The sequence below is a fragment of the Blautia faecis genome (assembly GCF_020554845.1).
GTDB classification, from domain to species: domain Bacteria; phylum Bacillota; class Clostridia; order Lachnospirales; family Lachnospiraceae; genus Blautia_A; species Blautia_A faecis.
The window spans coordinates 1-8,092 of record NZ_JAJCIA010000065.1; the positions used below are offsets into that span (position 1 = coordinate 1).

Sequence of the window (8,092 nt, forward strand, 5' to 3'; positions counted from 1 at the left end):
CCCACGTATCCAGCTTGGAAGGCTGGTGTTCTACCATTGAACTACACCCGCACATTTGTGCTTGTCCGTCACAACGAAGATTAGTATATCTGATGTTGGAATATTTGTCAACAACTTTTTTGAAATTTTTTAATTTTTTCTTTTGTTCCTAAGATTCAAGCAATATTTCTTGTCTGTTAACGCATTCACACTAAAAAAATTATGATAGAAATATTTTTCATGAGAGTTTTCCAGAGCGTGCTTCAAAAAAGCTTTCTGCAAGATGTACGTCACAATTTGTGGGAGATTTTGCCCGGATGAAAGCGCCGTAGCGGGCTACGACAACTGAATTCGGGCGAAATATACCGCAAAGTGGGGCGTGCAGATTGGGGAATGATTTTTCAAACATGCTCTGGAGCAGTCAACAGTTACACGGTTCACCATATTCAAAGCGATGCATGTTACCAGATTCACACTACGACTTTCTGTTTTTCCAGAAATGATATTTTCTAAAATACCACCGTGCCTGTTCTGTTGACTGCCATTTTCTTTTTATTCCGTTAATTTTCCCAGTCCCATACATTGGAGGCTTCCACATGTGTACGCGGCTTCTTGATCACCAGCTCCGGACTCTTCGCACTTACCTTGGAGTTTGCAGGAATCGATTCTGTGATAAATGTGTTTCCGCCGATGATCGTATTCTCCCCAATCACAGTTTCTCCACCAAGTACAGAAGAATTGGAATAAATGGTTACATTATCTTCAATAGTAGGATGACGCTTCACACCAGAAAGCTGCTGTCCTTTTCTTGTAGAAAGCGCGCCAAGGGTAACTCCCTGATACAGCTTCACATTATTCCCAATAGTAGTCGTTTCACCGATTACTACGCCAGTTCCATGGTCAATAAAGAAATATTCCCCAATCGTAGCACCTGGGTTAATATCTATTCCTGTGTGGTCATGAGCATACTCTGTCATAATCCTTGGGATAAACGGAACCTCCTCCAGATACAGGATGTGTGCCAGACGATACACATAAATTGCCAGAAATCCCGGATAGGAGAAAATAATCTCCTCTTTACTCTTCGCAGCCGGGTCACCATCAAAGCCAGCCTGCACATCTTTCAACAACATCTCCTGCACTTCCGGAAGCTGCTCAAAAAATCTGGAGGTTACCTGTGCTGCCTTGCCACATGCACTGGGCATATCCTCGCCAATATACAGAAAAGCCGTCTCGATCTGTGCCTGCATACGGTCAAACAGGTCATTGAGCAGATATCCGGTATAATGTTCCGGAAAAACAGCTGCTCCCGAATCAATATCGAAATATCCCGGAAAAATAACTGATCTCATTTCTTTCACAATATTAATAATCGCTGCACGGACTGGAAGATGTCTTCCGCTCTTTGTCAGAAACAGCTCTTCCTTACGGTAATTGGCAGTCAGACGCTCTACTGCATTCTCTATGGATGTCTTTTTGTCACTCATAACTGGTCTCCTCGTATTTTGCTTTCCTTTCATATTATTACACTATTCTTTTTACGTCAATAAAAAAAAGATTGACCTTTATCCAATCCCCCGATATAATGGAGAATGTCATGGAGATGTACCCAAGTGGCTGAAGGGTCCGCACTCGAAATGCGGTAGGCCGGGTAACCGGTGCGAGGGTTCAAATCCCTCCATCTCCGTTTCATAATTGTTTTCGTGCAAATTTTATTAATTTTGCCTTGACAACTGTTCCTTTTGTATGTATAATTGCAACAGAAACAAAACATAGGGGATTGGTCAAATGGTATGATAGGGGTCTCCAAAACCTTTGGTGGGAGTTCGATTCTCTCATCCCCTGCTCTTAAGCGTCAGAAATCTTGTAATTCAAGGTTTCCGGCGTTTTTTTATCGCAGCATCAGAGCTTGTTTAAAAAAAGTTCTAAAACATATCTGAAATAAAGACATTCTTCTACTATCCGTCTTCTGCAGACTTCGCAATACAAAATAAGGAATATGAAACAGCAAACCATTCCATGCTGTCTCATATTCCTTTATTATTCATTCAGAACCACCTTGTTTTATTTCTTCAACAACATCACATGCTCTGGTGGAAAATACAGATACTTTGGGATATTGTCCTTTGCAGTTTCCTGGAAATTCTTTTTCTGGCACATCCACCACAAAGTGCCGCTTTCTGCAGCCCCTTTATTACGAAACAGATACTGATGCTCAAAAGTATTTTCAATATACTCCTCAACCTGCACTTCCATGGTATTCTCACCAGCCTTAGTTGCCGGTCTCATCCAATGTCCCCGGATTCCAACATGGGTAATATCCTCTGTCACTTCCTGTTCTGAACGAAGCATAAGCTCCCAATCCAATGCATAAACCTCATGGCTGCCCATCTTCTGCACTGCAGAAAAATTCTTACATCCAGTCAGCCTTGCAGCCTCCAGATACTGAGGATTTTCGAAAATATCCCTGGTCTCACCAGTAAGAATATCTTTTCCATTATTCAACAGGGTCAGCTGACTGCAGAATTTATATGCCTCATCCCTACTGTGAGTTACCATGATCATATCGCCTTTGTAATCTTTCAAAAAATTCTGCATATCACGCTGCAAAATATCCTTCAGATACCCATCCAGCGCAGAAAAAGGTTCATCCAGAAGAATCACCTCCGGCTCTCCGATCATCATACGCGCGAGAGCCACCCGCTGCTGCTGACCGCCAGAAAGCTGCGACGGCAAATGCTTTTCCAGTCCCTCCAAATGATATCTTTTTATGTAATCTGCAACCTTCTGTGAAAGCTCGCTTTTTTCCCCTCGATACCCGCAGGCAATATTCTTTTCCACAGTCATAGTTGGGAAAAGGGCATAATTCTGAAACAGGTATCCAACTCTTCTCTCCTGAGGCTTTAAATTAATTTTTGCCTCAGAATCAAAAACAGTCTTCCCGTTAATAATGATTCTTCCGGAATCCGGAGTTTCAATTCCGGCAATACTGCGAAGAGTCATACTCTTTCCGCTTCCGGAAGCGCCCAGGATCCCTATAGGTCCATCCTGCCCCTTCAGTCTTACATCCAGGGAAAAGCCTTTAAAATTTTTCTGAATATCAAGTTCAATCGCCATTATATCCACCTTCTGGTCTGCATTCCTCTGCCGGAAGCAATATTAATTGCTGCAACCACCAGAAATGAGATCAATATGATCACTACGACCCAGAAACCTGCCATATCATAATTTCCAGCTGCAGTCTCCGATGCAATTGCAACAGAAACCGTCCTTGTCTTTCCAAGGATATTGCCGGCAAGCATGGAGGTTGCTCCATATTCTCCAATGGCACGGGCAAAAGCCAGTACAGTACCGGAAGCAATTCCAGGTCCTGCTGCAGGTATAATTACCTTCCAGAATATCCGGCTTTCACTCATTCCCAGAGTTCTTCCTGCATAGATCAGATTCACATCCACCTGCTCAAAGGCCGCCCTGGCATTTCGATACATCAGTGGAAACGCGATCACAGAAGCTGCGATCACACATCCGGTCCATGTCTGAACTACTTTAATATCAAAATTGTCCAGCAGAAAACTTCCAAAAGGCCTTTTCAGGCTAAAAAGCAAAAGCAGGCAGAATCCAGCTACTGTAGGAGGCAGAACAAGAGGCATTGTCAGAATCCCATCCAGCACTGCCCTTGCTCCCGGTTTCAGTTTCATGATCTTCCTTGCACAGAATACACCCAGAAAAAAAGCAAATATAGTTGCTGCCACACCGGTTTTCAAAGAAATCCACAAAGGACTCCAGTTTATTTCACTGAGAAATTCTACCATATTATTATCCTTTATTCTGCAGTGTCTTCAGATGCTTCCTCTGTCGGCTCTGCGGTCTCTTCAGCGGCTGCCATGTCATCCGTTTTCTCGCCATTTACATAAGCTGCAAATCCATATTTCTCAAATACTTCAAGAGCTTCATCAGACTGAAGGTACTCAAGAAATGCTTCTGCTGCTGCTTTATCATCATCACTTGCTTCTTTATCTTCTACCATTCCGGCAGGGTAAAGTACAGGTGTTTTAAGGCTTCCCTCCGGTGCCTCTGCAATAACCTCAACAGAATCTGCCACAGAAGCCGCATCCGTAGCATATACGATACCAACCTCATTACTGCCCTCACTTACAGATGCAAGTACATCTGTAACATTCTTACCCTCGTTGATCTCCATCTTGTTTACTTCATCTGTAATTCCAAGATTATCAAAAATCTCGCGTGAATACTGTCCAACCGGAACATCCTCTCCGGCAAGGGCAAGGTTTGCAGCATCTGGAATGTTCTCAAATCCGGTTACCTTGGTCTCTCCCCCCTTTGGTTTAATGAGAACAACTTTATTCTCAAGAAGATTCACTACAGAATCCTTGTCAGCAATCCCCTCGTCAACCAGTGCATCCATCTGCTTCCTAGCTGCTGAGAAGAAAATGTCGCAGCGGGCGCCTTCCTCAATCTGAGTCTGCAAAGTTCCTGAACTGTCTGCATTGTAAAGAATCTCAACATCCTGATAAGTTTCATTAAAATTCTTCTGAATCTCTTCCATGGCGTTATTCAGGCTGGCTGCAATAAATGCGTAAACCTCACCTTTCAGTTCCGGTGTCTCTGCTTCAGCAGATACGAAAGTAGTTCCAAACATCATAGTTCCCATAACACCAGCCATAAGTGCTGCAAAAACTCTTTTTTTCATTTCACGCCTTCCATTCTTGTTGTATTTTGTTGTGTTTTGTTATGTTTTATTCAGTTTCATTCATTATACTTAATTTCATTTGCTATGTCAATTTGAACCTGCATTGTTTGTACAATTTTTATTAGTTCACACAAATTTTTTTTACTTTTCATTTTTTCTCCAACGAAACACTCCTTGTTATTTTCTTTCCAACATGCTATGATATTTAAATACTACCAATAATAAATACAAAAGGCAGCTGCTTCTCAGCTATGGAACACGTTCATACTCCTGTCTAATCTCCTACTTGCTCATATGTTCCGATCTGTCTGATATCCATCCATTCAGCATATAGACATAATGAATACACAGCTGTCTTTCAGGAGTTTTGTAGTAAATAATGAAAAGAGGATTTAACTATGAAATTAAGTGCACGCAACCAGTTAAAGGGAAAAGTTATCAATATCAATAAGGGAGCCGTTAACTCCATCGTCACAATTGATATCGGAGGCGGCAACATTATCACAGCTACTATTTCCTGTGCAGCTGTAGAAGAACTTGGACTTGAAGTTGGCTCTGACGCTTACGCAGTCATTAAGGCAACCAACGTTATGGTGGGAATTGATGAATAAACTTTATACTGCTCAGGAAATTGCAGACAAGCTCCAAATTAAGAAGACCACGGTTTATGAATTGATCAAACGTGGAGAATTATATTCTTCTAAAGTAGGAAAACAGCTTCGCATCAGCGAGCAGCAGCTGAAACAATACCTGGAGCGTTCCGGTTCCGGCAATAACATGCCAGATCAGAAAGCCGTTTCTTCCAGTACCCCTAACGGAAATCTGCAGATTCCGGAACTTCCTCCAGAAAGTTCCCTTTTGAAGAGGGATTATCTTCTCCACTCCAGCGGACTGATCCTTTGCGGACAGTTTTCCCCGGCTCTCGAACTTCTGATCAGCCAGATGTCCATTCACCCTCAGGGGATCCCAGTCCTTCAATCCTTTATGAACAGCTACAACAGCCTGTATTCTCTTTATTTCAAAAAGGCTCACATAGCATGTGCAAGTCTGGATCTGGAACATATCCGCAGCCTTGTCCCAGGTGTACAGCTTTCTCTTTTATGCCTTTATGAGTATTCCATAGGGCTTTATGTTCCTTCTGGAAACCCTTTGAAGCTTTCAGGTCTGATGGATTTCGCCCGTAAAGACATAAAGATTGCCAATCGGGAAAAAGGAAGTACACCACGGATTTACCTGGACCAGTTTCTTTTCTCAGAAAAAATTTCGCCAGCCAGCATATCTGGTTACCATACTGAACTGGTATCTGATATTTCCACTGCCGCAGCTATTGCTACGCACAAGGCAGATTCAGCTCTTGGAGAAGAATACGCAGCACACCAGTCCGGACTTCTGGATTTTATTCCGCTTCAGACACTTCCTATGTATCTGGTCATGGAAACGGAAGCCCTTTCCCAGCCTGGATTCTCTGCTCTTCTTGAAATTGTACGGTCTGAAGATTTCCGAACGATTCTTCAGGGACAGACCGGATATAATGTGACACGGACAGGGGAACTGCTTTCTCTTTAAAATACCCATGGATAATAAAAATGCTTTTAATTTATTTACGCAGCTTCTGAACTGCTGTTTGAATAAATTAAAAGCATTTTTTCTTAGAACGCATTTGAAAAAGCCTTTTTCAAACACGCTCCTGATAAGTCATTCGGTTAACAAAAAACTCTATTTGAAAAATAATTATCAGGCATTCCACGCCTATTTTCCGGAAACAATATTCTGCATCCATACACCTTTCTTAACCAGCACAAACCCCACAATACACTTCAAAATATCTCCCACCTGTACCATGGCAAAAACAGCCAACACGTGTAAACCTGTGAAGCGACTGAGGCAATACGCAATTGGTACACTAACACACCACACAAATACACTGTCAAATAAAAATGTAATGATCGTTTTTCCACCGGAACGCAAGGTAAAATATGAAGCATGCAGGAATGCGTTCTGCGGCATAAAAATTGCCATGATCATAATAAAGTATTTCGCCAGTTCCTGCGCATCCAGATTGGTGTTATACAGCTTTGGGAAAAATGGTGCGACAATCAGCATGACTAATGCCACTCCAGTGCAGCACATAACAGAAAATGCAATCATCTTATTATCTGTATCTCTGGCCTTCTTCATATTTCCCGCGCCTAACAGCTGTCCCACTACAATGGCAACAGAGTCTCCCAAAGCGATGAATACAACATTAAAAACATTATTAATGGTATTTGCAATATTCTGTGCAGCTACTACGTTTAATCCCCGAATAGAATAGCACTGGGTAAGAATTGCCATTCCGGCTGCCCAGAGAGTCTCATTAAGCAGCAGCGGAGTTCCTTTGATCAAAATCTTCTTTGTTAAATTAGCTGGTACCTTCAGAGTACTGTAAAGACCTTTGGCAAAAGGCATTTTTTCTGTGTGAGTGTGTGACCAGATAATTATAATTGCAGCCTCCACATAGCGGGAAAGAACAGTCGCAATAGCGGCTCCTTGTACTCCCAGCTCTGGAAAGCCAAATTTACCATAAATAAGAAGATAGTTGAATACAAGATTCACAAGTACTGCAGTAACTCCCGCCTTCATAGGCTGAACAGTCTCTCCGCATTCGCGAAGGGTACTGGAGTATGCCTGACTGATCATAAATGGCGGCAATCCAATAAACATGATCCACAGATACTGCATTCCATATCTGCTCGTAGCCTCCAGTGCTGCTGCACTTCCTTCGCCTTTCAGATACATGCCGATCAGGTTTTCTCCTGAGCACATTAAAATCAATATTGTTATAATTGTGAGCGCAATTACCAGCCATAATTTGTAGCGAAATGTCTGGCGTACCCCTTCATGATCCTTCTGACCCGCATACTGAGCTGTAAAAATTCCAGCACCGGACACGCCTCCAAACAGACAAAGATTGTATACAAAAAGGAGCTGATTTACAATGGCTGCCCCTGACATCTGCTCTGTGCCAATCCTTCCGATCATAATATTGTCCAGAAGACTGACAAAATTAGTGATACCATTCTGTATCATAATGGGTATTGCAATTGCAAGTACCATTTTGTAAAAGGCCTTATCTCCCAGAAATTTCTTCCGGAATCCAGGCTTAGTTACTGTGTTTTCCATTTATCGATTTCCCCCTTCATTTCCAAACTGTAAAACAGAATATTTGTTCTGTGATTACAGCGTGGTAGATACTAAGTTACTACATATTTTCAAATAATGCAATAGGTAAATGTAAACAAATGAGAAAATTTTGCAATAGAAACATACACACAAAAAAAACGATAACCAACCGGCTACCGTTTCCGTTCTGTACCTTCAAAACTACATACATGTTACATCCTAATGGAATCATTTTACCTC

Annotated in this window: 8 protein-coding genes and 2 tRNA genes; 4 read left to right on the forward strand and 6 right to left on the reverse strand. The window is 42.0% G+C overall.

Annotation, left to right across the window (positions count from 1 at the left end; all coding sequences use genetic code 11):
* Positions 1-217 precede the first annotated feature (217 nt).
* Positions 218-388, reverse strand: a complete 171-nt coding sequence (locus LIZ66_RS19660) for a DUF6783 domain-containing protein (protein ID WP_306797121.1) — start codon at positions 386-388, stop codon at positions 218-220.
* A 151-nt stretch (positions 389-539) separates the two neighbouring features.
* Positions 540-1,466 (reverse strand): serine O-acetyltransferase EpsC, encoded by a 927-nt coding sequence (gene epsC / locus LIZ66_RS18010; protein ID WP_148462797.1) that lies wholly within the window; start codon positions 1,464-1,466, stop codon positions 540-542.
* A 112-nt stretch (positions 1,467-1,578) separates the two neighbouring features.
* On the opposite strand from epsC, the gene LIZ66_RS18015 reads away from it, so the two are divergent.
* Together LIZ66_RS18015 and LIZ66_RS18020 are read left to right on the forward strand one after the other, a co-directional pair.
* Positions 1,579-1,666 (forward strand) — tRNA-Ser (locus LIZ66_RS18015).
* 87 nt (positions 1,667-1,753) lie between these two features.
* Positions 1,754-1,824 (forward strand) — tRNA-Trp (locus LIZ66_RS18020).
* Positions 1,825-2,043: 219 nt separating this feature from the next.
* Here the strand turns inward: LIZ66_RS18020 and LIZ66_RS18025 are convergent.
* From LIZ66_RS18025 to modA, 3 genes are read right to left on the reverse strand one after another with little or no spacing between them, the layout of a single operon-like run.
* Positions 2,044-3,096 carry a sulfate/molybdate ABC transporter ATP-binding protein gene (locus LIZ66_RS18025; RefSeq protein WP_148463778.1) on the reverse strand — a complete coding sequence of 351 codons (1,053 nt, stop codon included), beginning with the start codon at positions 3,094-3,096 and terminating at the stop codon, positions 2,044-2,046.
* On the reverse strand, positions 3,096-3,791 hold the full coding sequence (gene modB / locus LIZ66_RS18030) for a molybdate ABC transporter permease subunit (RefSeq protein WP_118579234.1): 696 nt from the start codon (positions 3,789-3,791) through the stop codon (positions 3,096-3,098). The genes LIZ66_RS18025 and modB overlap by 1 nt, the downstream gene beginning before the upstream one ends.
* Before the next feature lie 11 nt (positions 3,792-3,802).
* Entirely contained in the window at positions 3,803-4,690 is an 888-nt protein-coding gene (gene modA, locus LIZ66_RS18035) for a molybdate ABC transporter substrate-binding protein (protein WP_227201166.1), read from the reverse strand.
* 398 nt (positions 4,691-5,088) lie between these two features.
* Between modA and LIZ66_RS18040 the strand changes: the two genes are divergently transcribed.
* Positions 5,089-5,301, forward strand: a complete 213-nt coding sequence (locus LIZ66_RS18040; protein WP_118579240.1) for a TOBE domain-containing protein — start codon at positions 5,089-5,091, stop codon at positions 5,299-5,301.
* Positions 5,294-6,256 (forward strand): substrate-binding domain-containing protein, encoded by a 963-nt coding sequence (locus LIZ66_RS18045; RefSeq protein WP_118579243.1) that lies wholly within the window; start codon positions 5,294-5,296, stop codon positions 6,254-6,256. Before LIZ66_RS18040 ends, LIZ66_RS18045 begins: the two co-directional genes overlap by 8 nt.
* Before the next feature lie 183 nt (positions 6,257-6,439).
* On the opposite strand, the gene LIZ66_RS18050 is transcribed toward LIZ66_RS18045, so the two are convergent.
* Positions 6,440-7,852: an MATE family efflux transporter gene (locus LIZ66_RS18050; protein ID WP_226815898.1), complete on the reverse strand. Its 1,413-nt coding sequence runs from the start codon at positions 7,850-7,852 to the stop codon at positions 6,440-6,442.
* Between the last annotated feature and the right edge of the window lie 240 nt (positions 7,853-8,092).